This is a genomic window from Bradyrhizobium sp. JR3.5, assembly GCF_054057015.1.
On sequence record NZ_JBSRYV010000002.1, the window covers coordinates 3,737,490 to 3,762,305 of the forward strand.

Genomic DNA, 24,816 nt, shown 5'->3' on the forward strand with positions numbered 1-24,816 from the left:
CCCTGCCTTGTGCGCAATTGCGCACTGGAGCAGGGACCCATACGCCGCGGCCTGCGAAAAAGGCACATGGGCAGACGCCTTGTGCCGCGACAAAATCCTGTGGTTATGGGTCCTTGCTTTCGCAGGGACGACGTCGATTCCCGGTATGCTGAACCCCTTTATTTCATGGTCCGAGACCCCAGATAGAGCGCCATGGTTTCACAATCCCCCGACATCAAAATTCAGGCCGAGACGCCCATTCGCGCGCCCTCGGCGGTTCCTGTTGACGATGCTGTGCTGGCCTTCGAGGTCGGTGCGCTGGACTTGCGCGGCCGGCTGACCCGGCTCGGCCCCGCGCTCGACGAGATCCTGCACAAGCACGATTATCCGCCCGCGGTCGGCAAGCTGCTCGGTGAGGCCATCGTGCTCACCACGCTGCTCGGCTCCTCCGTCAAGTTCGAGGGCCGCTTCATCCTGCAGACTCGGACCGACGGTCCGGTCTCGCTCCTGATCGTCGATTTCCAGGCGCCCGACCGGCTGCGTGCCTATGCGCGCTACGATGTGGCGCGCCTCAAGGACGGGCAGAGCTCGGGTGAGCTGCTCGGCAAGGGCCACCTTGCAATGACGATCGATCAGGGCGCGAACACCAGCCGCTACCAGGGCCTGGTCGCGCTCGACGGCGGCGGCCTGGAAGAGGCGGCCCACGAATATTTCCTGCGCTCGGAGCAGATTCCGACGCGGGTGCGGCTCGCGGTCGGCGAGGAGATGCGCGGCGGCGAAGGCGGCAAGCTGCACTGGCGCGCCGGCGGCATCCTGCTGCAATTCCTGCCCAAGGCCCCCGAACGCGCCAAGCAGGCCGATCTGCATCCCGGCGATGCGCCGGAAGGCACGGCCACGCACAGCGTGCCGGATGACGACGCCTGGGTCGAGGGGCAGTCGCTGATCTCCACCGTCGAGGATGTCGAGCTGATCGATCCCGATCTCTCCGGCGAGCGGCTGCTGTACCGCCTGTTCCACGAACGCGGCGTGCGCGTCTTCAACCCGCAAACGCTGCGCGCGCAGTGTTCCTGCTCGCGCGATGCGGTGTCGTCGATGCTGAAGAGCTTTGCGCCGAACGATCGCGCCGAGATGGTCAAGGACGGCAAGGTGGTCGTGACTTGCGAGTTCTGCTCGTCGGTCTACGAATTCACGCCGCAGGAAGCCGGCGTCGAGTAGGCGGAAAACCGACCACGAGACCCGGCAACCAGGCCTGTCAGCTCAGCAAGGTGCGGGTCTTGCCGGCGGCGTCATAGATTTCGATCTGAAGCATCGGATACGACGCCTTCAGTTGTCGGCCAGACGCTTCAGCAGCCTCGGCGGTGTCGAACTCCGACTTGAAGTGTTTGTCGACAATGATCACGAAGCCTTCGGTGGGAGGCCGGTCGGCGCGCAGTGGCTTCTTCGGCTCTGTTTCTTCAATGGAGTGCAGGGTTTTCTTCGTCATGGGAATCCTCCTGGATCGATCTCAACTCAGCCGGTGAAACGCGGGCGGCAGGGTCTCGCGCACGAGCCCGCTCAGATTCAAGGTCTCCCCGCTGTCGGTGATATCCGAGAACAGTACCTCGACATAGGGATGCTGGCGGTTGAACGCAGCACCGCGTTGGTATTTCGCACTGACGATCCGCTCGATCGCCGCCAGGTTCAGCCTGCCGAGTGCGTTGTATTGATCGCGGAACAGGCTTTGATGTCCGCCGCGATGCTCGACAGACTCGGCCCAGACGTCCATCACCTTGCGGCCGATGAATGCCTCGACCCGTTCATTTCCATCACGGGCGAAAAGTCGCAGCCCGTCCATGCTGTGCTGTCCGTCATCGACGTCAAATTGGGTAAGTGACATGGTGAATCTCCTGTTGTCGTGGTTGGCTCACATCGGCGGTCCATCGGGGACTGCACCTCCTTCATTGTCCCATCGCGACAAAGCCGCAGCGCCCGATCTCGCGTCCTGACGCGCCTCCAGAACCTTGTCGCGACCGGCATCATCCTTGTGCTTGTGCAGGAAGCGCGCGATCTGCCCGCGGAGCGCCGACGTCTCCAACAGTTTTCCGACCGATCCGGCGGTGTCGAAGATTTCCCGCTGCAGCGCCTTCGGCAGCACGTTCCATTGCATGATGATGGCCGCGCCGAGGCACCGCAGAACGTACTCCTCTTCGGCGGCAAGGGCGGCGCCGCGAGAGCGGTCCTGCTCCGCGACGTTTATTGCGTTGTCGAAATTGTCCGCCAATCCTTGCTCGTTATCCGCGAGCGAAGCGAGGCGGTCTTGCTGCTCTTGAAACTTGCGGCTTTCGCCCTGACTGCTCGAACGCTTGATCAGTTCGCCGTATGCGGCTGCCTTGGTGCGGTACTGCTGAGATTTGAACATGGCGGTCCCTTTCCTTGGAGGTCTCCGCGCATTCCGACCAATCTCGATGGCTGACGAGGATTGATTTGTATATGGGAGGCGAAGGGTCGAATAACGAGCACCGAGGCCACAAATCACCGGGCACAAGCCAATCGGATGGCGCGCGTGAATATCTGCACCGCGACAACGTTCACCGCGGTCGCCAGTTCCTGAAGCAGAGTTGGAAGCAATGTCGAAGCCGTCGCTTGGTGAGAGGCGACCGGAGGCCGGGCCCCAGCGGCATCGGAAGAATTGCGGTCCCAGCCGGCCCCGTACTGTGGGGCCGCGTTTCCTCAAAGTCGGCAGTCAGCTCGGCGTTCGCAGGCCGGGCGATGTCAGCCAATCATTGATGTGCGAGGCGGTTTCGACCAGCCGGGCCTTGCGAAGCATCGCGTTGCGCTGAAGGCCGGGCAGGAATGGCTTCGCAGCATCTCCTATCCTCACGGCTTCCAACGCCGGCAGATCATGAGGCGGCGGTTCAGGCTGGCTGTGTTGAGCAGTCGGCATAAAGCTCTCCTGGTTACTGGCGGGAGCTTGCAGCACTCTCAGTCACCGGTATCGGCCAGAGGCGGAGCAGTGATCACCGCAGTAGACACCCCTTACGTCCGGTAGTCGACTCAATTCGCAGTCGGAGGGCAGCATATCCAGACTTTGGCGTGCGTTCGGGACGTCGGCTATGCGGTTGACGAAGTAAGAGAAGCCAATGGTGCGTCGAATGTGTACACGAAACCGGTCGGCTCATAGCTTAGCCGCACGTCGCCGCGCAGCTGCCTGCCGAGCGTTTCGATCAACCGTGTCCCGAAACTGCGCCGTTCCGGAGGGTGGACTGCCGGACCGTTCTTCTCGGTCCATGTCAGATGCAAACGCTGTGTTGGTTGATCCAGCGTCCAACTGATGTCGATCCGCCCCTGTGGGGCGGACAGGGCGCCGAACTTCGTGGCGTTCGTGCAGAGCTCGTTGAGTGTCATTGCGATGGCAATGACGGCGCCCGACGTCATGCGAATACCGGGTCCTGAAATCGAGAATTTCGGTTCATCCGGATTGTTGAAGGCTTCGGTGGCGCCGCGGACGACCGTGCCGAGATCCGCGCTGCTCCATCTTGCCTGCAGCAGGAGATCGTGCGCCCGCCCGAGCGCCAGCAACCGGCCCTCGATGGCGTGCTGCGCATGTTCGACCCCTTCCAGGTTGCGCAGGCTCTGGGAGACAATGGCACCGACGGTAGCGATCGTGTTCTTGATGCGGTGGTGCAGCTCCTCGAGGATCACCTTCTGCAGCTTGTCGGCCGCTTCGCGCTCCTTGGCGTCAAGGCCGGCCGCGGTCAGAAGACTCTGGGCATCGACCGCGGCCTGCGCGAGGAGAAGCCGAAGGCTGATATTCTCTTCCGCCACAACGTCCTGCAGCGGTGCCAAGCTGCTTGCAGCACGCGGGTCGGGGCGGAGGTCGGCTGGAGACATCACCGACCGTATCATCATAAGGTGGCCCTTCGGCGAATGTTTTTCTGCGCAATCGGGCGAATCTGGACGTATCCGGCACGAAAAACGCGAGCGATTGCCCCGATACGTGCCGAGTGGGCTTGTCATTCGATAGCGGAGTAGCCACCTGATCAGCAGCGCAACTGTATTGTTACAGCATCCCCTTGCGGAAGCGCGAAGCCTTAGCTGCCAAATCTTGCAATCGATATTGACCAAACGTCACGTCGCTTCAATGCGCGCGTTACGGGTCGCGACAAGCCGTGGCAACAACCTGATAGGCCTTACCCATGATTGAATTTCCAAATCATAGTCGTTCATACGACCAAACGCGGCGCGCCGTGCGGTTTTGGGGATATGACAGTGCTATTGAGGCATCGTTCTTCGTCACCGAAGGCGCATTGAAGCGACTTCAATCGGATGCCTACCTCGACGAGCCGGGCCTTCTGCACGCCTTCGATGCCAACCGCGATCGGATATGTGCCGCTGCGGCCAGGGTCTATGTCCGCGGAAGCAGGGGGTCTTACGATCTGGTGGCCGCGAAATTTCTAACCGGCGGCTTCGATCGGATCACGCGAGACAACGATGACGGGTTGAATTCAATCGTGCCGGGTTCGCCCGTCGGGCCGATAGGAAATCCCGAAATTACTTCCGTCTCTCAGAAGTTTCGTGCCCCGCATTCACGAGGTACGACCGCGGCGGCATCGACGGCACGGCTAATTCAGCACCCGTTTCCCGTCCGGGCTCGGGCTATCCAGCGAGAAGGTCGGCACGTCGATGTCGAAGCGTTCGCCGGCTTCAGTGACCATCTGGTAGCTGCCGGTCATGAAGCCGGAGGCGGTCGGCAGCGGCACGCCGGAGGTGTATTCGAAGCGCTCGCCTGGCGCGAGCACCGGCTGCTCGCCGACCACGCCCTCGCCGCGCACCTCTTGGCGTCGGCCGGTGGCGTCGGTGATGATCCAGTGCCGCGTCCGCAGCTGCACCGTTTCCGGGCCCGAATTGACGATCACGATCTTGTACGACCAGAAGTATTCGCGCCGGTCGATCGACGAGCGCTCCGGCATGAAGTTCGGCTCGACGGTGACTTCGATCTGGCGGGTAACGGCGCGGTACATACGGCTCAATCCGATGATCTCGGCGCAAAATCCGCTTTCGGCCGGATCATGCGCAAACAGGCGCCCATCATAGCCAATTGGTCAGCCGGAACCAATCGCCGGGCAGGCCGTGAAAGGCCGGTCCCGGGACCGGCTGTTCATCGTGGTTTCAACATAGTTCCGCTCTAAAGCGCGGCCGCATGTCGCCGCACTCTGTGCTTTGTCGGCAAGTTGTGGGCCGATATTATCTTTTCAGCACGACCTGCGGGCGCCCGCAGCCGACACGGTGTTTGATGAGCTCGATTGCCGATCCCATAGCCGGTTCGCCGGTGGCCGACGCCAAGGCCGATGCAGAGGTCAAGGCGAAAGCCGTGGCGGCGGCGCCCGCGATCTCGCTGCCGGCGACCGGCGAGCGCGAGCTCAGGCTCGATTTGTTCCGCGGGCTCGCGCTGTGGCTGATCTTCATCGACCATCTGCCGACCAATCTTTTGACCTGGCTGACGATCCGCAACTACGGCTTCTCCGACGCCACCGAGATCTTCATCTTCATCTCCGGCTACACCGCCGCCTTCGTCTATGGCCGCGCGATGCTGGAGGGCGGCTTCGTGATCGCGACCGCGCGCATCCTGCGCCGGGTCTGGCAGATCTATGTCGCGCATGTCTTCCTGTTCACGATCTTTCTCGCCGAGATCTCCTATGTCGCGACCTCGTTCGAGAACCCGCTCTACTCTGAAGAAATGGGGATCATGGACTTCCTCAAGCAGCCCGACGTCACCATCGTGCAGGCGCTGCTGCTGCGCTTCCGCCCCGTGAACATGGACGTGCTGCCGCTTTACATCGTGCTGATGCTGTTCCTGCCGCTGATCCTGGGGCTGATGAAGTGGAAGCCCGATGTCACGCTCGGCCTGTCGGTCCTGCTCTACGCGCTGACCTGGCAGTTCGATCTCTACCTCTCGGCCTATCCGAACGGCTTCTGGGCGTTCAATCCGTTCGCCTGGCAATTGCTGTTCGTGTTCGGCGCCTGGTGCGCGCTCGGCGGTGCGCGGCGGATGTCGCGCATCCTGTCGTCGAACATCACGATGTGGATCTGCATCGTCTATCTGGTCGCGGCGTTCTTCGTGACCCTGACCTGGTACGTGCCGCAGCTCGGCCACATCATGCCGAAGGTGATCGAGCAATGGATGTATCCGATCAACAAGACCGACCTCGACGTGTTGCGGTTCGCGCATTTCCTGGCGCTCGCCGCGCTCACCGTGCGCTTCCTGCCGAGGGACTGGCCGGGCTTAAAATCGCCCTGGCTGCGACCATTGATCCTGTGTGGCCAGCATTCGCTTGAGATATTCTGCCTCGGGGTCTTCCTCGCCTTTGCCGGTCACTTCGTACTTGCCGAAGTGTCTGGCGGTGCCGCACTGCACGCCTTGATCAGCGTTTGCGGCATCCTCATCATGTGCCGCGGCATGGCGTGGATTATTTCGTGGTACAAGCACTCCGCCGACAAAGGCGCCTCGAAAAAAGGCGCCGGCGGCAACGCCGATCTGGCGGGAGGGGGAGCATGAGGTCCGCGTGGACGATGCTGAGCCTGACGCTGCTGGCCGCCTGTTTGGCGGCCGCGCCCGTGCACGCCGGCGATACCGTCGAGCCGGCACCGGCGCCGCCCTGCGACGTGCCGGCCTATCTCCTGGCGAGCGAGAGCTCGCTGCCGAAGGTCACCGACGCGGTGAAGGCCAACAAGCCGCTCAGCGTGCTGGTGGTGGGCAGCCGCTCCTCGACCATCCCCGGCAACGAGGCGAGCGCCTATCCGGCCACGCTGCAGGCGGCGCTGAAGGAGGCATTTCCGGCGGCAACCATCGATCTATCCGTAGAATTACAGGCAAAGAGCACCGCCGAGGAGACCGCGGGAACCCTTGTTAAGCTTGTTGAAGCAAAAAAGCCTACTTTGGTTATCTGGCAGACCCGGAACGGTCGATGCTATGCGAGCAGTCGATCCTGACGATTTCCGCACCGCCATCAACGATGGCGTTGTTGCGTTGCGGGGCGCCGGGACCGACGTGGTGCTGGTCAATCTGCAATACAGCCCGCGTACGGAAACGATGATCTCTGCGCCGCCATATCTCGACAATATGAAGGTGGTTGCGCAGCAGCACGACGTTCCGCTGTTCGACCGGTTCGCGATTATGAAGCAGTGGAGCGACGCCGGATATTTTGACCTGTTCAGCACCTCGCATGGTGTCGATCTGGCCAAGAAGGTTCATGCCTGTCTCGGCCGCGCACTGGCGAAATTCGTGATCGATGCGGCCCATCTGGGCCCGGTGCAGCAGAATTAGAGGAAGCCGAGTTGATGCGTTTTGCCTTCCCTTTTCGTTTCGCCGCAGGGCGGAGCCTGCGCGCCGTTGCGGCGCTCGCGTTGCTCGCGCCGCTCTCGGCCGTGCCGTTGTGTGCGCAGACCGGCCAGGCCGACCAGCATGCGGCGCTGTCGCCGGGAGCAAAGACTGAAGCGGCCAGGCCGGATGCTGCGAAGCCCGCCGCGATCGAAGCCGATGCGGCCAATCCGCAACCGGGCGTCGCCGCCAAGGCGTTCGACAAGGTGAAGCAGGTCGCGAAATCCGCCAGCGACATCTTCCACCGCGTGCCCTGTCATCAGCCGACCGGCGTGCCGAACTCGACCGGCTCGCTGCCGCATGTCGCAGCCAAGCTCGCCGCCGGCAAGCCGGTCGTCATCATCGCGTTCGGCTCGTCCTCGACCCAGGGCTACGGTTCGTCGTCGCCGGAATTCACCTATCCGAGCCGCCTCGCCGCGCAGCTGCGCCGGCAGTATCCGTCGGCCGATATCAGCGTGCTCAATCGCGGCAAGGGCGGCGAGGATGCACCCGAAATGATGAGGCGGCTGCAGACCGAAGTGATCGACGTGCATCCCGACATGGTGATCTGGCAGGTCGGCACCAACGCGGTGCTGCGCAACCTCGATCCGTCGGAGACCGCCAAGCAGGTCGAGGACGGCGTCGCGCGCATTCAGGCCGACGGCGCCGATGTCGTGCTGGTCGATCCGCAATATTCGCCGCGCGTCACCGAGCGTCCCGAAAGCGCGCGCGGCATGGTGAAGCTGCTCGGCCGCATCGCCGCGCTGCGCCATGTCGGCATCTTCCCGCGCTTCGAGGTGATGCGCGACTGGCACGAGAGGCAGGCGATCCCGATCGACGATTTCGTCACCGCCGACGGCCTGCACATGAACGACTGGGGCTATGCCTGCTTCGCCCAGCTGCTCGGCGACGACATCATCCGCTCGGTCGGTGCGATCAAGATCGGCGTCAACGTGCCCGGCGACGTCAGGACCTACCGGCCGATGTGATCGGCGCCGCTGCTTCGCTCCCAGCATCGAGTCTGTCACCGTCACCCTGAGGAGGCCGCGTAGCGGCCGTCTCGAAGGGTCGACGGCCCGACTGTGGCCGTGCATCCTTTCGAGACGCGCTTCGCGCTCCTCAGGATGACGGGATTGATACCGTGGCGGGGCTTTTGCCTCGACCATCCCGCCACACGCACCACCAATCTTGACCTCGCCGCGGTAATCCGCTCCCTTGGCGCCTGTTACGAAGCCTTAAGGGAAACGCTCATGTCTTTCGTGCTGGCCATCGATCAGGGCACCACATCGTCGCGCGCCATGGTGTTTCGCGGCGACATTTCCATCGCCGCGGTCGCGCAGCAGGAGTTTCCGCAGCATTTCCCGGCCTCCGGCTGGGTCGAGCACGAGCCGGAGGATATCTGGACCTCGACCGTGATGGTGTGCCGCGAGGCGCTGGAGAAGGCCGGGCTGAAGGCGAAGGACATCGCCGCGATCGGCATCACCAACCAGCGCGAGACCACCGTGGTGTGGGACCGCGCCACCGGCCAGGCCGTGCACCGCGCCATAGTCTGGCAGGATCGCCGCACCGCCGACATCTGCGCGAAGCTCAAGGCCGAAGGTCATGAGCCGGCGATCTCGGCCAAGACCGGTCTCATTATCGACCCCTATTTCTCCGGCACGAAAGTCGCCTGGATCCTCGATCACGTGCCGGGCGCGCGCGAACGCGCCGAGCGCGGCGAACTTCTGTTCGGCACGGTCGACTGCTATCTGTTGTGGCGGCTCACCGGCGGGCGGGTGCACGTCACCGACGCCACCAACGCCTCGCGCACGCTGCTGTTCAACATCCACACCGGGGCGTGGGACGACGACCTCATCAATCTCTTGCGCGTACCGCGCTCGATGCTCCCTGAGGTGAAGGATTCCTCCGCCCGGTTCGGCGAGAGCACCGCGGATCTGTTCGGTGGCCCGATCGCGATCTCCGGCATCGCCGGCGACCAGCAGGCCGCGACCATCGGCCAGGCCTGCTTCGAGCCCGGCATGATGAAGTCGACCTACGGCACCGGCTGCTTCGCGCTGCTCAACACCGGCACCACGCCGGTGGCCTCGAAGAACAAGCTGCTGACCACGATCGCCTACCAGCTCAATGGCCAGCGCACCTACGCGCTCGAGGGCTCGATCTTCGTCGCCGGCAGCGCGGTGCAATGGCTGCGCGACGGGCTCGGCATCATCAAGCACGCCGCCGAGACCGGGCCCCTTGCCGATAAGTCGGATAGCATGCAGAGCGTCTACCTGGTGCCGGCCTTCGTCGGCATGGGTGCACCGTACTGGAATCCGCGGGTGCGCGGCGCGCTGTTCGGGCTGACCCGCAACACCGGCCCGGCCGAGCTCGCGCATGCGACCCTGGAAAGCGTCTGCTACCAGACCTTCGACCTCTGGGCCGCGATGCGCACCGACTGGCCGGAGGCCAACGCTGCCAACACCGTGCTGCGCGTCGACGGCGGCATGACCGCATCCGACTGGACCATGCAGCGGCTCGCCGATCTGCTCAACGCGCCGGTCGATCGCCCGATGATCCAGGAGACCACGGCGTTAGGGGCCGCCTATCTCGCCGGCCTCGAGGCGGGCGTCTATCCGGAGCCCGCGAAGTTCGCCGACAATTGGCGGCTCGAACACCGCTTCAGGCCGGCGATGAGCGAGGCCACCCGCGATCGCAAGCTCGCCGGCTGGGCCCGCGCGGTGAAGGGCGTGCTGGCGAGCGACGAGGGGGAGTAGTTGATCTGATGTTGCGGCAAGCTCGCTCCACCTCTCTCGCTTGCGGGGGAGGTCGGATCGCATCGAAGATGCGATCCGGGTGGGGGCTTTCTCCGCATCATGACTAGTCCCATCGTGGTGACACCCCCACCCCAGCCCTCCCCCGCAAGCGGGAGAGGGAGCGCAGTGCCGCTGCGGGTGCTGACTTCCAACCAATAACAACCATCGGAGAACAAACATGAACACGGATCTCAACCGCGTCACGAGACTACTCACCGCCGCGCTCTGCACCGCGTGGCTTGCGGCGCCCGCCGTCGCGCGCGAGAAGCCGAGCCCGCTTGTGGCGGCGCGCGAAATCAAGACTGACGTCGCCGGGCTGAAGGCGCCGGGCCAGATCCTGGTCGACGTCTGGGGCATTCCGCACATCTATGCCGGCAGCGAGCACGACCTGTTCTTCCTGCAGGGCTTCAACGCCGCGCGCGACCGGCTCTGGCAGATCGACCTCTGGCGCAAGCGCGGGCTCGGCCTGCTGGCGAAGGATTTCGGGCCCGCCTATGCCGAGCAGGACAAGGCGCTGCGCCTGTTCCTCTATCGCGGTGACATGAACGCGGAATGGGCGGCCTATGGTCCGAAGGCGAAGACCTATGCGGAGGCCTTCGTCGCTGGCGTCAACGCCTATGTCGCCGACGTCAAGGCGGGCAAGCGGCCGCTGCCGATCGAGTTCAGGATCGCGGGCACGATGCCGGACCTGTGGTCGGCGGAGGATGTCGTGCGCATCCGCAGCCACGGCCTGACCCGCAACGTCGCTTCCGAGGTGAAGCGTTCGCTGGTCGCCTGCGCCGCCGGCCTCGATGCCGATCGCTTCCGCGTCAAGCTGGAGCCGGCCTGGACCACGAAGATTCCCGATGGGCTCGACCCCTGCAGCGTGCCGAAGGGCGTGCTCGCGGCCTACGACCTTGCTACGCGCCCGGTGAAGTTCGCAGCTCAGAAGGACCAGAAGGCCGCGCTGGCGCACGATCCAGACACATACCTCGCCGAGGCCGACCAGCAGCGCGACACCATCGGCTCCAACAATTGGGTGATCGCTGCATCGCGCACCGCGACGGGGCGCCCGATCCTCGCCAACGATCCGCATCGCGAGCACTCGGTGCCGTCGCTGCGCTACATCGTCGGCCTCAACGCGCCCGGCATCTCCGTGATCGGCGCCGGCGAGCCGGCGTTGCCGGGCATCTCGATCGGCCACAACGACACCATCGCGTTCGGCCTCACCATCTTCAACGTCGACCAGGAAGACCTCTACGTCTACGAGCTCAACCCGGACAACCCGAACCAGTATCGCTACGGCACGGGCTGGGAGGACATGCGCATCGTGCATGAGAAGGAGGCGGTGAAGGGCGAGGCCGACCGCGACCTCGAGCTGAAGTTCACCCGCCACGGACCTGTGATCCTTGTCGACGCCGACAAGAAGCATGCGTTCGCCGTGCGCTCGATCTGGTTCGAGCCGGGCACCTCGGCCTATTTCGGCTCCTCCGACTACATGACCGCGAAGACGTGGGGCGGCTTCCTCGACGCGATGCGGCGCTGGGGCGCGCCGTCGGAGAACCAGGTCTATGCCGACACGTCTGGCGATATCGGCTGGGTCGCCGCCGGCAAGACGCCGCGCCGCACCAGCTTCGATGGCCTGATGCCGGTGCCGGGCGACGGCCGCTACGAGTGGCAGGGCTTTCTGTCGCTCGACGAGTTGCCGAAGCAGTACCAGCCGAAGCAGGGCTTCATCGCCACTGCCAACCAGATGAACATGCCGGCGGACTATCCGGTCAATGAGCGCAGGGTCGGCTTCGAATGGTCCGACAGCGCGCGCTGGCAGCGCATCGTCGAGGTGCTGCAGGCCAACAGCAAGGTGACGCTGGCGGACGCGATGGCACTGCAGAACGACGACACCGGCATGCTGGCGCGGCGTCTCGTCGCGTTGCTGAAGCCGCTGTCATCCGACGATGCCAATGTGAGGAAGGGCCTCGATCTGTTAAAGGCATGGGACGCGCGCGACGCGGCTGATAGCGCGGCCGCCGCGGTCTACGAGGTCTGGATCGCGAACCATCTCGGCCCGGTGCTGCTCAAGACCACGGCGCCGAAGGCGGCCGAGCTGATCGCGCCGGAAGCCTCCAGCATCTCCGCGGTCGTCGGCTATCTCGAAAAGCCGGACGCGGCGCTCGGCAGCGATCCCGCCGGCGAACGCGACCGCGTGCTCCGCGACAGCCTCGGCGCGGCCATTGCCGACGTCGCCGACAAGCTCGGGGGCGATGCGTCGACCTGGCGCTGGGGCCGTCTGCATGTCGCCAAGTTCGATCACGCGCTGATGCCGCTCGCCGACAAGGCGACCGCGGCGCAGATGTCGGTCGGCCCGCTCGCCTATGGCGGCGCCGCCAACGTGCCGCGCGCCGCCACCTATCGCCGCTCCGACTATCATCTCACTGCCGGCGCCTCGTTCCGCATGGTGCTCGATGTCGGCAATTGGGATGCGAGCCGCACCATCAACACGCCCGGCCAATCCGGCGATCCCTTCAGCGGCCACTACCGCGACCTTGCACCGCTCTGGGCCACCGGTCAATATGTGCCGCTGCTCTACAGCCGCCCGGCGGTGGAAGCCGCAACCGCCGAGGCGATCACGCTGACGCCGCGGTGAGCAAGGCGGTGGCCCAAAACTCCACTGTCGTCCCGGGCAAGCAAAGCGCGACCCGGGACCCATAACCACAAATGCCGATTGCTTTGCGGTGCTGGGGCCACAGCGATCGCAACAACAAGCCGCGGTGGTTATGGGTCCCTGCTTGCGCAGGGACGACAGCGAGTGTGGTGCGCACGTCCGGCTACTTCGCATCCTTCTCCTGCGCCTCCAACATCGCGCGCAGCGTATCGTCGCTGAGCTTGCCGTTTGGTGACGGGACGCGTCGCTCGGCCGCTTCGACCGGGCGCGCGTGTTGCGGAAGCACCGGCGCGCTGCGCACCGCCGCACTATCCGCAACGTCGGCGGCCTCATCTGCAGCACTCGCACCATAGGCGTAACCGATACCGCGCCGGCGCCGCGTGGGCTTCGGCTTCGGTGGCGGCGGCGTAGTGATGATCGGCGGCAGCGTGTGATGGCGCGACACGGTGATTGCTCCGGTGGCCTCTGCACATTGAGCCGCTGATTCGCCAAAACACCCACTGACAAATCGGTAACATTGTTACGCCGCGTTGCATTGCATCTGTCGCGACATGCGAATATGTCCGGCCGACACGCAGAAACAAAGGTCGCTGAATGCTGCTGCCCGACGGCTACTCCGACATTCCACACGGCAAGGTCGCCGCCGTGGTCACGCATCTGGAAATTGACCGAACGCCCGCGACTCGGCGACGATCCGCCGGGCGCGTGGCACCTGCGTATGGTCGAGCCGCCTGCGCTCGACTGGTACCGTGATCTCTACCGCCGCGTCGGCGAGGAGTGGCTGTGGTTCACCCGCACGGGGCTCGATGATGCCGATCTCGCCGGGCGAATTCACGCGCCCGGCGTTGAGCTCTACGGGCTGGTCGTTGACGGCCATGATGAAGGCCTGCTCGAACTCGATTTCAGCGAACCCGGCGAATGCCAGTTGCTCTATTTCGGCGTCACCACAAAATTCATCGGCACCGGCGCCGCGCGCTTCCTGATGAACCGCGCGATCGAGATCGCCTGGTCACGCGACGTTGCCCGCGTCTGGGTGCACACCTGCACCTTCGATCATCCCTCCGCGGTCGCGTTCTACCAGCGCTCCGGCTTCCGTGCGTTCAGGCGGCAGATCGAGGTGGCGGACGATCCCAGGCTCGACGGCAAATTGCCGCGCGATGCGGCGAGGCATGTGCCGGTGATCGGATAGCCAGACCGATCATGATCCGGTTGCAACGCTGCGAGAGCCATTTAGGATGGTACAAAGCGCAACCTTTGACCCGGCGTAGCCCACCCCTCGAAAGCCCTGCTTTCGAGGTACGGCTTGCCGCGGCATGACTGACGAGATGACAGATGTTTTTGATCGGCCAGTACGACTCGCCCTTTGTCCGCCGCACCGCGATCGCGTTGCGGCTCTATGGACTGCCGTTCGAGCACAAGCCGTGGTCGACCTTCGGCGATGCGGAGAAGGTTGCGGCCTACAATCCGGTGCGGCGGGTGCCGACGCTGGTGCTCGACGACGGCGAGGCGCTGATCGAGAGCGGTGCGATCCTGGATTATCTCGACGAGCTGGTCGGGCCGGAGAAGGCGATGATCGCGCGCTCAGGCGCCGAGCGACGCAAGCATCTGCGCATCACGGCGCTGGCGACCGGGCTCGCCGACAAGGCGGTGAGCCTGATCTATGAGCGCGTGCTGCGCAAGGAGCAGTTGAAGCTCTGGGTCGAGCGCTGCGAGGCGCAGATTTCGGGCGTGCTCGCGGTACTGGAGCAGGAGCGTGCGGCGGTGCAGGCGCCATACTGGCTGGGGAATCGCATCGGTCATGCCGACATCGCGGTGGCCTGCGCGCTGCGCTTCACCGGCGAGGCGCATCCGCATCTGTTCGATGCACGCTATCCGGCGCTCAAGGCCCACGCCGCGCGCTGCGAGGCGCTGCCGCCGTTCCAGGAGATCGTGCAGCCGCTGGCGCCGCCGAGCGGTTAGGGGTGGGTTTCACGTAAGGTGAGCGCGCTTCTCAGGCTCCCTCTCCCGCAAGGGGAGAGGGAACCCTGCCGCCGGTGCGTCCCTCACGCGCGCGTGCCACTGAGTTGCCCGACGGCACAAGTCCCCGCAGTAAAAATATTTCGCTTTATCCGAAGCGCAACTCAGTGTATAGATTTGCCCGTCTCACCCGATCGAGGGGCGCTTCGACGGTCGTCACGAACGTGGGTCGAGATGCGGTGGACGCCGAGCGTGGTGCTGACGAGAGCGCGCGAAGCGGACGGTGAAGTCGTGCAGGCCTGACGCCCTAGTGGTAGGTGTCCTCTCGCAAGACGCACAGCGTGTTGCGAGAGCGGTGACAAGAAAGCCCAGTCTCGCCGGGGAGAGCACGTATAAGCTGTAACCATCGCGCAGGGAAAGCCGGGATGCTCCGGTTACACCTGTGGTCCTACCCCCGTGCTTTCTACCTTTTGCACGGGGCCCATGGGTGCGATCGGCACCCGGCTTTCCCTGCGCCCTCTTCAAGGAGAGGGCGGAACGAACAGCAAAGCTCGGACGATTCATGTCGCGAGAATGCGGATGTATGATTCACAAACCGCTACACACATTAACCGTCGTCCCGGCGAAGGCCGGGAACGCAATTGTTGAACGACCCTGGAATGACGAGTCGCTCTCACAACATCCGCTGCGGCGTATGGGTCCCGGCCTTCGCCGGGACGACGGGAGGAAAGAGGCTCGCAAATTCCTCTCGTCCAACAAGTCCTCGCACTAATCCGCGCTCCCCCGAGGCGCGCGCTTCGGGCTACCCATTGCCGGTCCGATCTTCTATGGTGACCACTTCGGGTCGCATGCGGCGAACTCGATAAATCCATGATATCAAAGGCTTAAGGCTCTGATCGAAGCCTTTGGAGGGCGGTTTGACGCGGTATATTTCGACCCGGGGTGAGGCTCCGGCGCTTGGCTTCTGCGATGTGATGCTGACCGGGCTTGCCCGTGACGGCGGGCTCTATGTGCCCGAGACGTGGCCGCAATTGTCGCCCGAGACCATCGCCGCCTTCTTCGGCCGTCCCTATTGGGAGGTCGCGGTCGAGATCATCCGGCCGTTTGCCGCCGGCGAGATTTCCGACGCCGAGCTCGGCCGCATGGCGAACGAGGCCTATGCCACCTTCCGCCATCCCGCCGTGGTGCCGCTCGACCAGATCGGGCCGAACCAGTTCCTGCTCGAGCTGTTCCACGGGCCGACGCTGGCGTTCAAGGACGTCGCGATGCAGCTGATCTCGCGGCTGATGGATCACGTGCTGGCCAAGCGCGCGCAGCGCACCACCATCGTGGTCGCAACCTCGGGCGATACCGGCGGCGCCGCGGTCGAAGCCTTTGCCAATCTCGACAATGTCGACCTCGTGGTGCTGTTCCCGAACGGGCGCATCTCCGAGGTGCAGCGCCGCATGATGACGACGACCGGCGCGGCCAATGTCCATGCGCTGGCGATCGAAGGCACGTTCGACGATTGCCAGGCGCTGGTGAAGGAGATGTTCAACAACCATCGCTTCCGCGACCAGGTGGCGCTGTCCGGCGTCAACTCGATCAACTGGGCGCGCATCGTGGCGCAGGTGGTCTATTATTTCACCTCGGCGGTCGCGCTCGGCGCGCCGCAGCGGACGGTGGATTTCACGGTGCCGACCGGCAATTTCGGCGACATCTTCGCGGGCTATGTCGCGAAGCGGATGGGGCTGCCGATCCGCTGGTTGCGGATTGCCGCCAACGTCAACGACATCCTGCCGCGCACGCTGAAGACCGGCAATTACGAGGTGCGCGAGGTGCACGCGACGGCGTCGCCGTCGATGGACATCCAGGTGTCCTCGAATTTTGAGCGGCTATTGTTCGAGGCCAGTGGCCGCGACGCCGATCAGGTTCGCCGCCTGATGGCCTCGCTGAAGCAGTCCGGCCGCTTCGTGCTGCCGGATGCGACGCTGGCCGCGGTGCGCCGCGATTTCGACGCCGGCCGCGCCGACGAAACCGAGACGGCGGCCGCGATCCGCGCCGCCTGGCGCGAGGCGGGCGATCTCGTCGATCCCCACACCGCGGTGGCGCTTGCGGTCGCCGACCGCGACACCTCGGACTCCAAGATCCCGAACATCGTGCTGTCGACCGCACATGCGGCCAAATTCCCCGATGCGGTCGAGGCGGCCTGCGGGGTGCGTCCGCAGCTGGCCGGCCTGGCTCGGAAGCCTGATGACCAAGTCCGAACAGATGACTGTGATGAAGAACAATTCCGCCGAGGTCGAGCGCTTCGTGCTGTCGGTCAGCCGTGCCGCCAAGCAGGGAGTTGCCTGATGAGCGTTGAAATCACCAAGCTGGCGAGCGGCCTGACCGTCGTCACCGACACCATGCCGCATCTGGAGACCGCGGCGCTCGGGGTCTGGGCCGGCGTCGGCGGACGCGACGAGAAGCCGAACGAGCACGGCATCTCGCATCTCCTGGAACACATGGCGTTCAAGGGCACCGCGCGACGCTCCTCGCGCGAGATCGTCGAGGAGATCGAGGCGGTCGGCGGCGACCTCAATGCCGGGACCTCGACCGAGACCACGGCCTATTACGCGCGGGTGATGAAGGCCGACGTGCCGCTGGCGCTCGACGTGCTCTCCGACATCCTCGCCAATCCGTCCTTCGTGCCGGACGAGCTGGAGCGCGAGAAGAGCGTCATCGTGCAGGAGATCGGCGCGGCGCAGGATACGCCCGACGACGTCGTGTTCGAGCATCTCAACGAGCTCTGCTATCCGGACCAGCCGATGGGCCGCTCGCTGCTCGGCACCGCCAAGACGCTGAAGGCCTTCAACCGCGACACACTGCGCGGCTATCTGTCGACGCATTACCGTGCCCCGGACATGGTGGTCGCCGCAGCCGGCGCTGTCGATCACAAGCGCGTCGTCGAGGACGTCGCCGAGAAATTCGCGAGCTTCGACGCCACGCCGGCGCCGAAGCCGCAGCCTGCGATGTTCGGCAAGGGCGGCTCGCGGGTGGTGCATCGCGATCTCGAGCAGGCGCATCTGACGCTGGCGCTCGAAGGCGTGCCGCAGACCGACCTGTCGCTGTTCTCGCTGCAGGTCTTCACCAACACGCTCGGCGGCGGGATGTCGTCGCGGCTGTTCCAGGAGGTGCGCGAGAAGCGTGGGCTGTGCTACTCGATCTACACTTTCCACGCCCCCTACACCGACACCGGCTTCTTCGGGCTCTACACCGGGACCGATCCCGCCGACGCGCCGGAAATGATGGAAGTCATCGTCGACGTCATCAATGACGCGGTGGAGACCCTGACCGAGGCCGAGGTCGCCCGCGCCAAGGCGCAGATGAAGGCCGGCCTGTTGATGGCGCTGGAAAGCTGTTCATCCCGGGCCGAGCAGCTGGCACGCCATGTGCTAGCCTATGGCCGGCCGCAGACGGTGGAAGAGCTGGTGGCGCGGATCGACGCGGTCTCGGTCGAATCGAGCCGCAACGCCGCCCGCGCGCTGCTGTCGCGCAGCCGGCCCGCCGTCGTTGCACTCGGCAGCGGCAGGGGTCTGGACACGGCGGTGTCTTTTGCGGAAGGATTGACGAAGTCGAAGGCAAAGACGCTGCTGCACTAATTTTGAAGTTCACCTCGCCCCGCTCTTGCGGGGAGAGCGTAGGCCGCCTACCGGCGGCCGTCGACGGACATACGCCGAGGCGGAGCCTCGGCTATGGCCGAAGGCTTCGGGTGAGGGGTAGAGCCGCAAAATCGGATTTGCGGTAAGACCCCTCACCCCGACCCTCTCCCCGCAAGGGCGGGGCGAGGGAGAAGTCGGGGGAGTGTTGGGCCATGGCCCTGTTTCGTTTGCCGTCCGGTGGACCGGCTGCACTGATGCCGCGGGGGCACGGGCTTTTGCTTCGCGCGCCGCAAATGTCGGATTTCCCGCAATGGGCGCAGTTGCGCGAGTCCAGCCGCGCCTATCTCACGCCATGGGAGCCGATCTGGCCGTCCGATGACTTGACCCGCGCCGGCTTCCGCCGCCGGTTGCGCCGCTACAGCGAGGATATCGCCGCCGACCGCTCCTATCCGTTCATCATCTTCCGCGAATCGGACGGGGTGATGATCGGCGGTATCACGCTCGCCAATGTCCGCCGCGGCATCGTGCAGGCCGGCACGATCGGCTATTGGGTCGGCCTGCCGCACGCCCATCGCGGCTACATGACGACGGCGCTGCGGGTGCTGCTGCCCTCGCTGTTCGGCGAACTCAACCTGCATCGCATCGAGGCGGCCTGCATTCCCTCCAATGCGTCGTCGATCCGCGTGCTGGAGAAGTGCGGCTTCACCCGCGAGGGCCTGGCGCGGCGCTATCTCTGCATCAACGGGATCTGGCAGGATCACCTGCTGTTCGGCCTGCTGCACGAGGATTTCCGCGGTTGAATCTTAAGCCTGTTGGCTGATGGCGGGCCCTATCCGAGCCATTTCAGGATGCTTTCAACATGCCTTTGCAACATGCCGTTTCAACATGCCTTGGGTTCGCCGCCATTGGCTTGCTATAACGCCCGCGAAACGGGAACTCTGGTTTGGAGGCTTTGGGGATATCGCATGGGTGACAGGGTGATCAGGTTCGCGCTCGCGGCGGCGGTATCGATCGGTCTCGGTGCCACCCTGCTGCCGGAGGCCAGCTCGGCGCAGTCGCTGAGCGACCGCTTCAAGAGCCTGTTCGGCGGCGGTTCGTCCGATTCGAAGCCGGCGACGCCGGCGGCGCCGCAGCCGCTCAACGACGCCGACGCCGAGCTGACCTGCCCGCCGGTGCAGATCCGCTCCGGGGCCTCGACCTATTCGGTGGGCGTGACCGGCAAGGAAGCGGTCGGCAACGACGTCAAGTTCCTGGCCTCGATCACGCGCACGGCGCGGCAATGCAATCTGAACAGCGGCCAGATCACGGCCAAGATCGGTATCCAGGGGCGGGTCATCGCCGGCCCCTCGGGCGCGCCGCCGACCATCCAGGTGCCGTTGCGCGTCGCCGTGGTGAAGGGCGGTGTCGGCGAGAGGACCATCGCGACCAAGGCCTACACCACCACGGTGCAGATGGACGAAACCGGCAGCGTCCCGTTCAGCCTGGTCGCCGAGGATGTCGTCTATCCGGCGCCGTCGCCCGCGGACAATGACGATTACATCTTCTATATCGGCTTCGATCCGCAGGCGCTGAAGCCGGAGCCCAAGCCGCGCGCGCCGCACAAGAAGAAGTAGCGGCGGCGGCCGTGACGGGGCCGGTGCGATAAGAAGCAGCAGGAACAAAGAAAAAGGCCGGCGCGATGATCTCACGCCGGCCTTTTCCGGAAGGAAGTGTGATCGCGTCAGTTCAGCTTGGAGCGGACTTCGGCGATGCCCTTGCCGACGAGGTCGTCGGCAACCGAGCCCTTGACCGACTGCGACAGGATGGTCGAGGCGGCGGTCACGGCGGCGTTGGCCGCGGCGGCGCGCACATCGGCCACGGCCTGTGCTTCGGCCTGTGCGATCTTGCCTTCGGCGGTCTTGGTCCGCCGGGCGACAAAATCTTCCATCTTGGCCTTGGCTTCAGCCGCGATTCGCTCGGCTTCGGCCTTGGCGTTGGCGATGATGTCGGCGGCCTCGCGCTCCGCGCTGGCGCGGCGCGCCTTGTATTCGCCGAGCAGCTTGTTGGCCTCGTCCTTCAGACGGCGGGCGTCGTAGAGCTCGGCCTTGATGCGCTCGGCACGATGATCGAGCGCCGTCAGCAGGGTGCGATGGACGCCGAGATAGCCGAACACGACCAGCAGAATGACGAAGGCGATCGCAACCCAGGTTTCCGGTTCGTAAAACATCGTCTATCCCTTCAGCGACGCGTCGACGGCGCTGTTGACCGCATTCGCGTCCGGCGTGACGCCGGCGAGTTGCTGGACGATGGCGCCGGCCGCATCCGCCGCGATGCCGCGGACGTTGCTCATGGCGTTGGTCCGGGTCGTTGCGATCTGCTTCTCGGCGTCGGCGAGCTTTGCCGCCAGCTTCCCTTCCAGCGCCTTGCGCTCGACTTCCGAGGCCGCGTTCAGCTTCTCGCGGGTCTCGTTGCCGATCGCCTGCGCGTTGGAGCGCGCATTCGCCAGCTCGGTTTCATAGGCCTTCAGCGCCGCGTCGGACTCGTCCTTCAGCTTCTGCGCCTCGGCCAGATCGCCCTCGATCTTGTTCTGGCGTGCATCGATCGTCCCGCCGACGCGCGGCAGGGCGATACGCGACACGATCAGATAGAGCGCGACAAATGCAATCGCCAGCGACACCAGCTGCGAGGCGTAATTGGAGGAATCGAACGGCGGAAAGGTTCCGCCGTGATGTCCGCCATCGGCCTCGGTGTGGGCGCCGGCATTCTGGCCTTTTGCCTCGCCATGACTCTCAGCCACGGTGTTCTCCTGTTGCTGTCATGCGCGCCGCCCTTGAGATGACCTTTGGGCGGCGCGACGGGTTACCGCCAGAGCGGAACCGGGTTGCCGCTAAAGCGGAACCGGGGTGCCGCTCAGAGCGGAACGAACAGCAGAAGCAGCGCGATCAGCAGCGAGAAGATGCCGAGCGCTTCGGTCACGGCGAAGCCGAAGATCAGGTTGCCGAACTGGCCCTGAGCGGCCGAGGGGTTACGCACCGCAGCGGCGAGGTAGTTGCCGAAGATGATGCCCACGCCGACGCCCGCACCGCCCATGCCGATGCACGCGATGCCCGCGCCGATAAGTTTTGCTGCTGCCGGTTCCATTTGTAGCTCCTTGAGAAAGATAGACAGATTGGTGGGTGGAGATTCCCCGGACCGCTTAGTGTCCCGGATGAATGGCGTCGTTGAGGTAGATGCAGGTCAGGATCGCGAACACGTAGGCCTGCAGGAACGCGACCAGCAGTTCGAGCGCGTACAGCGCGACTGTGAGCGCCAGCGGCAGCACGCCGCCGAACCAGCCGAGAGCGCCCAGCGAGAAGCCGAGCATCGCGACGAAGCCCGCGAAGACCTTCAGCGCGATGTGTCCGGCCAGCATGTTGGCGAACAGACGCACGCTGTGCGAGACCGGCCGCAGGAAGAACGACAGGATCTCGATGAACATGACCAGCGGCAGGATGTAGATCGGAACGCCGTGGGGGACGAAGATGCTGAAGAATTTCAGGCCGTTCTTGTAGACGCCGTAGATCAGGACCGTGAAGAACACCAGCAGGGCCAGCGCCGCGGTGACGATCAGGTGGCTCGCGATCGTGAAGGTGTAGGGGATGATGCCCACGAGGTTCGAGACGCAGATGAACATGAAGAGCGAGAAGATCAGCGGGAAGAACTTCATGCCTTCCGCACCGGCGTTGCCGCGAACCGTGCTGGCGACGAACTCGTAGGAGATCTCGGCGACCGACTGCAGCCGTCCCGGAATCAGTTCCCGGCCGCTCGCCAGCATCAGCAGCGCAATCAGCAGCACCGCGATGAACATGTAGAGCGACGAATTGGTGAAGGCGATCGTGTGATTGCCGATGTGGCCGAGCGTGAAGAGGGGCTCGATATTGAACTGGTGGATCGGGTCGATTTTCATCCGCGCGGCTCTTGGTCCACCGGCCATCGTGCCGGTAATCGAATTTCAAATGTCGTGACTTCCCGCCAGCGCTCAGCGCTTGCCCGAGGCCACGCCCGCGGACCTCACCACGTTGAACACGCCGGCGACGAAGCCGAGCAGCGTTAACACGATGAAGCCGAATGGCGACGTCGACAGCAAACGGTCGAATCCCCAGCCAATCGCCGCTCCGACGGCAACGCCCGCGATCAGCTCCGAGGAAAGACGAAAACCGAGCGCCATCGCCGAAGCTCTGGCGGCACTGTCCCCGCTTTCAGTACCGGATTGATCAGTCTTGCTCCTGCGGCTGTCGCGAATTTCTGACAACCGATGATCGAGACTTCCGAGCCTTGCGGAAAGCGCAGCTTCGTCAGGAGGCGATTGATCGCGACTTCCACCTGCGCCGTCGTTGGTGTTCTCAGCCATGCTGCAAACACTAACCGAAGCCGCGGATGATGGAAATTGCGCCCGTCCCCGTCAAAAGCCGCGCGGACCATACTTACCGCGTCTAATCAAGTCAAGATTGCGTCGTAACCAGTTATTGCTTTGATTCTGCTGGATTTATTTGGAGATATTCAAGGTCAGAGTGACGCAGTGTTCGCAGTGCAACAGCTTGTATGCTTTGAAGCGATGTTGCCTGGCATTTCCGGCTCTGCTGGGATCGCCGAAAGTCCTTATCCTCTCATGCAGTCAAGGTTCCGCATGTCACGCCAGATCGATTACTACTTCTCGCTGCAATCGCCTTGGGCCTATATCGGTCACAAGCCCTTCGTGCGGCTCGTAAGCACTTACGATCTCAAGGTTAATTACCGGCCCGTGCTGCTGGTCGATTTGTTTTCGGAGACCGGCGGGCTGCCGCTCGCCCAGCGCCATCCAGTGCGGCAGCGCTACCGGATGATCGAGTTGCAGCGCTGGCGCGACAAGCGCGGGCTGAATTTTCACCTGCAGCCGGCCAATTGGCCGTTCAATGGGCGGCTTGCCGATGGCGTCGTAATCGCGCTGCTCGAGGCCGGCCTCGACCCCGAGCCGTTCCTGCAACGCGCCTATCCCGCGGTGTGGGAGCTTGAGCTCAATCTTGCCGATGCTGCGACGCTGGTGAAGCTCGCCGACGATGCAGGCTTGCCCGGCCGGCAGCTGGTGGAGCGCTCGGGCTCCGATGCGATCAGCGCGGCCTATGAGCAGAATCGCCAGAATGCATTGGACGCCGGCGTGTTCGGCTCGCCCGGCTATGTGCTCGATGGCGAGGTGTTCTGGGGGCAGGACCGGATCGAATTGCTCGAGGACGCGTTGAAGTCTGGCCGCAAGCCCTATAGCTCTGTGGTTGAGGGGCAGGAATCAGGTTGAGGCGGAGCAAGCCATGCCCATCGCGATGTCGTCCTCGAAATTGTCCATCGCAATCGTTGCCATCCTGATCTCAAGCGGCGCGGCGCTTGCGCAAACCGCGCCCGATACCGAGAACGGCCGCTATGCGTTGTCACCGGCCGGCGATGGCTTCCTGCGGCTCGACACCCGCACCGGCGCGGTGTCGACCTGCACCAATTCCAGCGCCGGCTGGGCCTGTTACATGGTGCCCGACGAGCGGGCGGCGCTGGATGCCGAGATCGGCCGCCTGCAGGCCGACAATGACAAGCTGAAAGGCGAGCTCGCCGCGCGCGCACCATCGGCCAAGACCGACGAGGCGTTGCCGAAATCGGATTCGTTGAAGAAGGCTGAGCCGAAGGTCGCCGAGGGCGAGCGCAAGATCGAGATTCCGCTGCCGAGCGACCGCGACATGGATCGCATGATGTCGTTCGTCGAGCGGGCTTGGCGGCGGCTGATCGAGATGGCCAACCGCGTGCAGCGCGACGTCAATGGCGGCAAGATTTGATGTTGTTTGCACAAAGTCGTCCCGGCGAAGGCCGGGACTCATACGCTGCGGCCTTTCGACTTCGACGGCTCGGAGTCGATGTCTCGCGTAACCAATGAACATCGGTGGTTATGGCTCCGGCCCCCGTGCGCAATTGCGCACTAGGCCGGGACGACGTGTCGAGAAAGTACAGATGAATTCAGCGAGAACAATGTCGCGCTCGGCGCCATCCTCGGTCGCAGCGACCAACATCGCCTCGTCGCGCCTGACGGTCGAAACGTCCGGCGCCGGCTTCACGGACATCACGCGCGAGGTCGCAAATTTCCTGCGCGAGGTGCGCGCCGGCGAGGGTGCGGTGACGCTGTTCATCCGTCACACCTCGGCCTCGCTGACGATCCAGGAGAATGCCGATCCCACGGTGCTGGTCGATCTGATGACGGCGCTCGATCGCGCGGCGCCCGAAGACGGCGGCTGGCGTCACGACGCTGAAGGCCCCGATGACATGCCGGCGCACATCAAGACCATGCTGACGGCGACCTCGCTGCAGGTCCCGGTGCTCGATGGCGAGATGGCGCTCGGCACCTGGCAGGGCATCTATCTGATCGAGCATCGTGCCCACCCGCACCGGCGCGAGATCGTGCTGCAATTCATCGGTGCTGCCAGAGCCTGATCGCGAATTACACACGAAAAACGAAACCGG

General features: G+C 64.4%; 25 protein-coding genes and 3 pseudogenes. 16 read left to right on the forward strand and 12 right to left on the reverse strand.

The window, feature by feature from the left end:
• Positions 1 to 192: 192 nt before the first annotated feature.
• Positions 193 to 1,194, forward strand: coding sequence for an Hsp33 family molecular chaperone (locus tag ACVWW1_RS34705; protein WP_176533928.1), 1,002 nt, complete (start codon positions 193 to 195; stop codon positions 1,192 to 1,194).
• Positions 1,195 to 1,231: 37 nt separating this feature from the next.
• Here ACVWW1_RS34705 and ACVWW1_RS34710 read toward each other — a convergent pair whose 3' ends face one another.
• From ACVWW1_RS34710 to ACVWW1_RS34730, 5 genes are all read right to left on the reverse strand, one after another.
• On the reverse strand, positions 1,232 to 1,462 hold the full coding sequence (locus tag ACVWW1_RS34710) for a hypothetical protein (protein ID WP_176533927.1): 231 nt from the start codon (positions 1,460 to 1,462) through the stop codon (positions 1,232 to 1,234).
• A gap of 21 nt (positions 1,463 to 1,483) precedes the next feature.
• Positions 1,484 to 1,855, reverse strand: a complete 372-nt coding sequence (locus ACVWW1_RS34715; RefSeq protein ID WP_456658984.1) for a signal transduction histidine kinase — start codon at positions 1,853 to 1,855, stop codon at positions 1,484 to 1,486.
• A gap of 27 nt (positions 1,856 to 1,882) precedes the next feature.
• The gene (locus ACVWW1_RS34720) at positions 1,883 to 2,377 is read right to left on the reverse strand and encodes a hypothetical protein (protein WP_456658985.1); all 495 of its coding nucleotides are present in this window, start codon (positions 2,375 to 2,377) and stop codon (positions 1,883 to 1,885) included.
• Between the two features lie 324 nt (positions 2,378 to 2,701).
• A complete protein-coding gene (locus tag ACVWW1_RS34725; RefSeq protein ID WP_224924907.1) occupies positions 2,702 to 2,902 on the reverse strand; it encodes a hypothetical protein in 201 nt (66 codons plus the stop codon).
• Positions 2,903 to 3,069: 167 nt separating this feature from the next.
• The gene (locus tag ACVWW1_RS34730; protein ID WP_456658986.1) at positions 3,070 to 3,849 is read right to left on the reverse strand and encodes a sensor histidine kinase; all 780 of its coding nucleotides are present in this window, start codon (positions 3,847 to 3,849) and stop codon (positions 3,070 to 3,072) included.
• A 305-nt stretch (positions 3,850 to 4,154) separates the two neighbouring features.
• Here ACVWW1_RS34730 and ACVWW1_RS34735 point away from each other — a divergent pair.
• Positions 4,155 to 4,385: pseudogene (locus ACVWW1_RS34735) on the forward strand (DUF1488 domain-containing protein); the annotation flags it as partial.
• Between the two features lie 195 nt (positions 4,386 to 4,580).
• Here ACVWW1_RS34735 and apaG read toward each other — a convergent pair.
• Entirely contained in the window at positions 4,581 to 4,979 is a 399-nt protein-coding gene (gene apaG / locus ACVWW1_RS34740) for a Co2+/Mg2+ efflux protein ApaG (protein ID WP_092123063.1), read from the reverse strand.
• Positions 4,980 to 5,251: 272 nt separating this feature from the next.
• Between apaG and ACVWW1_RS34745 the strand changes: the two genes are divergently transcribed.
• The 5 genes and pseudogenes from ACVWW1_RS34745 (at position 5,252) to ACVWW1_RS34765 (ending at position 12,730) form a co-directional block, all read left to right on the forward strand.
• The gene (locus ACVWW1_RS34745; RefSeq protein ID WP_456658987.1) at positions 5,252 to 6,514 is read left to right on the forward strand and encodes an OpgC domain-containing protein; all 1,263 of its coding nucleotides are present in this window, start codon (positions 5,252 to 5,254) and stop codon (positions 6,512 to 6,514) included.
• Positions 6,515 to 6,528: 14 nt separating this feature from the next.
• Positions 6,529 to 7,282, forward strand: a pseudogene (locus ACVWW1_RS34750) (SGNH/GDSL hydrolase family protein).
• 14 nt (positions 7,283 to 7,296) lie between these two features.
• On the forward strand, positions 7,297 to 8,304 hold the full coding sequence (locus tag ACVWW1_RS34755; RefSeq protein ID WP_224924672.1) for an SGNH/GDSL hydrolase family protein: 1,008 nt from the start codon (positions 7,297 to 7,299) through the stop codon (positions 8,302 to 8,304).
• 261 nt (positions 8,305 to 8,565) lie between these two features.
• Positions 8,566 to 10,068, forward strand: a complete 1,503-nt coding sequence (gene glpK / locus ACVWW1_RS34760) for a glycerol kinase GlpK (RefSeq protein ID WP_456658988.1) — start codon at positions 8,566 to 8,568, stop codon at positions 10,066 to 10,068.
• 217 nt (positions 10,069 to 10,285) lie between these two features.
• Entirely contained in the window at positions 10,286 to 12,730 is a 2,445-nt protein-coding gene (locus ACVWW1_RS34765) for a penicillin acylase family protein (protein WP_456658989.1), read from the forward strand.
• Between the two features lie 181 nt (positions 12,731 to 12,911).
• Here ACVWW1_RS34765 and ACVWW1_RS34770 read toward each other — a convergent pair whose 3' ends face one another.
• Positions 12,912 to 13,193, reverse strand: coding sequence for a hypothetical protein (locus ACVWW1_RS34770; RefSeq protein ID WP_456658990.1), 282 nt, complete (start codon positions 13,191 to 13,193; stop codon positions 12,912 to 12,914).
• A 273-nt stretch (positions 13,194 to 13,466) separates the two neighbouring features.
• On the opposite strand from ACVWW1_RS34770, the gene ACVWW1_RS34775 reads away from it, so the two are divergent.
• From ACVWW1_RS34775 to ACVWW1_RS34800, 6 genes and pseudogenes are all read left to right on the forward strand, one after another.
• Positions 13,467 to 13,937: a GNAT family N-acetyltransferase gene (locus ACVWW1_RS34775; protein ID WP_456658991.1), complete on the forward strand. Its 471-nt coding sequence runs from the start codon at positions 13,467 to 13,469 to the stop codon at positions 13,935 to 13,937.
• 143 nt (positions 13,938 to 14,080) lie between these two features.
• A complete protein-coding gene (locus tag ACVWW1_RS34780; RefSeq protein WP_456658992.1) occupies positions 14,081 to 14,707 on the forward strand; it encodes a glutathione S-transferase family protein in 627 nt (208 codons plus the stop codon).
• A 914-nt stretch (positions 14,708 to 15,621) separates the two neighbouring features.
• Positions 15,622 to 17,038: pseudogene (gene thrC / locus ACVWW1_RS34785) on the forward strand (threonine synthase).
• Positions 17,038 to 18,327, forward strand: coding sequence for a M16 family metallopeptidase (locus ACVWW1_RS34790; RefSeq protein WP_456658993.1), 1,290 nt, complete (start codon positions 17,038 to 17,040; stop codon positions 18,325 to 18,327). The pseudogene thrC and the gene ACVWW1_RS34790 overlap by 1 nt, the downstream one beginning before the upstream one ends.
• Positions 18,328 to 18,539: 212 nt before the next feature.
• A complete protein-coding gene (locus ACVWW1_RS34795) occupies positions 18,540 to 19,127 on the forward strand; it encodes a GNAT family N-acetyltransferase (protein WP_092123083.1) in 588 nt (195 codons plus the stop codon).
• A gap of 165 nt (positions 19,128 to 19,292) precedes the next feature.
• The gene (locus tag ACVWW1_RS34800) at positions 19,293 to 19,940 is read left to right on the forward strand and encodes a hypothetical protein (protein WP_456658994.1); all 648 of its coding nucleotides are present in this window, start codon (positions 19,293 to 19,295) and stop codon (positions 19,938 to 19,940) included.
• 107 nt (positions 19,941 to 20,047) lie between these two features.
• Here ACVWW1_RS34800 and ACVWW1_RS34805 read toward each other — a convergent pair whose 3' ends face one another.
• From ACVWW1_RS34805 to ACVWW1_RS34825, 5 genes are all read right to left on the reverse strand, one after another.
• Positions 20,048 to 20,533 carry a F0F1 ATP synthase subunit B family protein gene (locus tag ACVWW1_RS34805; protein ID WP_456658995.1) on the reverse strand — a complete coding sequence of 162 codons (486 nt, stop codon included), beginning with the start codon at positions 20,531 to 20,533 and terminating at the stop codon, positions 20,048 to 20,050.
• A 3-nt stretch (positions 20,534 to 20,536) separates the two neighbouring features.
• On the reverse strand, positions 20,537 to 21,103 hold the full coding sequence (locus ACVWW1_RS34810) for a F0F1 ATP synthase subunit B (protein ID WP_456658996.1): 567 nt from the start codon (positions 21,101 to 21,103) through the stop codon (positions 20,537 to 20,539).
• 113 nt (positions 21,104 to 21,216) lie between these two features.
• Positions 21,217 to 21,447, reverse strand: a complete 231-nt coding sequence (locus ACVWW1_RS34815; protein WP_016847054.1) for a F0F1 ATP synthase subunit C — start codon at positions 21,445 to 21,447, stop codon at positions 21,217 to 21,219.
• Between the two features lie 55 nt (positions 21,448 to 21,502).
• Positions 21,503 to 22,252, reverse strand: a complete 750-nt coding sequence (locus ACVWW1_RS34820) for a F0F1 ATP synthase subunit A (RefSeq protein WP_456658997.1) — start codon at positions 22,250 to 22,252, stop codon at positions 21,503 to 21,505.
• Between the two features lie 72 nt (positions 22,253 to 22,324).
• Complete coding sequence (locus ACVWW1_RS34825) at positions 22,325 to 22,696, reverse strand: AtpZ/AtpI family protein (RefSeq protein WP_092123093.1); 372 nt, start codon at positions 22,694 to 22,696, stop codon at positions 22,325 to 22,327.
• Positions 22,697 to 22,972: 276 nt separating this feature from the next.
• Between ACVWW1_RS34825 and ACVWW1_RS34830 the strand changes: the two genes are divergently transcribed.
• From ACVWW1_RS34830 to ACVWW1_RS34840, 3 genes are all read left to right on the forward strand, one after another.
• The gene (locus ACVWW1_RS34830) at positions 22,973 to 23,614 is read left to right on the forward strand and encodes a 2-hydroxychromene-2-carboxylate isomerase (protein ID WP_176533911.1); all 642 of its coding nucleotides are present in this window, start codon (positions 22,973 to 22,975) and stop codon (positions 23,612 to 23,614) included.
• Between the two features lie 13 nt (positions 23,615 to 23,627).
• Positions 23,628 to 24,137 carry a hypothetical protein gene (locus ACVWW1_RS34835; protein ID WP_176533910.1) on the forward strand — a complete coding sequence of 170 codons (510 nt, stop codon included), beginning with the start codon at positions 23,628 to 23,630 and terminating at the stop codon, positions 24,135 to 24,137.
• 172 nt (positions 24,138 to 24,309) lie between these two features.
• The gene (locus tag ACVWW1_RS34840; RefSeq protein WP_176533909.1) at positions 24,310 to 24,786 is read left to right on the forward strand and encodes a secondary thiamine-phosphate synthase enzyme YjbQ; all 477 of its coding nucleotides are present in this window, start codon (positions 24,310 to 24,312) and stop codon (positions 24,784 to 24,786) included.
• Positions 24,787 to 24,816 lie beyond the last annotated feature (30 nt).